Annotated in this window: 1 protein-coding gene; it reads right to left on the reverse strand. The window is 38.7% G+C overall.

The window, feature by feature from the left end; genetic code table 11:
* Positions 1–88: 88 nt before the first annotated feature.
* On the reverse strand, positions 89–622 hold the full coding sequence (locus tag ACZ2XM_RS15425) for an REP-associated tyrosine transposase (RefSeq protein WP_490589847.1): 534 nt from the start codon (positions 620–622) through the stop codon (positions 89–91).
* Positions 623–767: the final 145 nt, after the last annotated feature.

The following is a 767-nucleotide window of genomic DNA, read 5'->3' on the forward strand; positions in this document are numbered from 1 at the left end:
GATTCGATGATAAATTGTACCAAGAACTCATGAGATTTATCATCAATCAAGATACAAGGCTGGGCATTTTGCCCAGCATATCCTTAACTTAATCATATAACACATCTATCATGATAGGCACTGTTTCAACTGCCCAATCATGAGGGTATAAGCCTTGAGCTATCAATTGATGTAAAGTTGAATAAGGCCAGGCCTGTGGGTTAACTACAAGACCATGTTTGACGGGATTATAATGGATATAGTCAAGTTGACTTCTATAATCATCTTCATCACGGATACGATGTTCCCAAAATCGGCGTTGCCAAATACCTCTTTCTCGCTTATTTTTTCGTGATAATGAAATAGGTTCTGTCTTTTTAATTTGTTTGGAAAATTGGCTCTTTAGACTGGCTATGATGACTGAATAATTATCGCTGTTTTCAGCAAGGGTCAACACCATATGAATATGGTCGGGCAATAGCACCATAGCGTCTAAGGTAAAATCATGATGATGTTTGACAGAGCGGAAGGCTTGCCGGAAAGCATTGATATGCTCGGTAAGCAGCGTTGATTGCCTATCGTGTAGAGTGAGGGTAATAAAGTAAGTGCCACCTGCGGTTTTATCCCTAATATATAGGCGCATATTCATTCTTTATGATGAAGTCGTCTTTAGTTTAGAGGTGTTTTATAGTTATAGATAGTGCTGGGCAGAATGCCCAGCCTTGTATCTTGATTGATGATAAATCTCATGAGTTCTTGGTACAATTTATCATCGAATCACGAGCATT

This window comes from Psychrobacter sp. CoH-33_TS_01 (assembly GCF_058189395.1).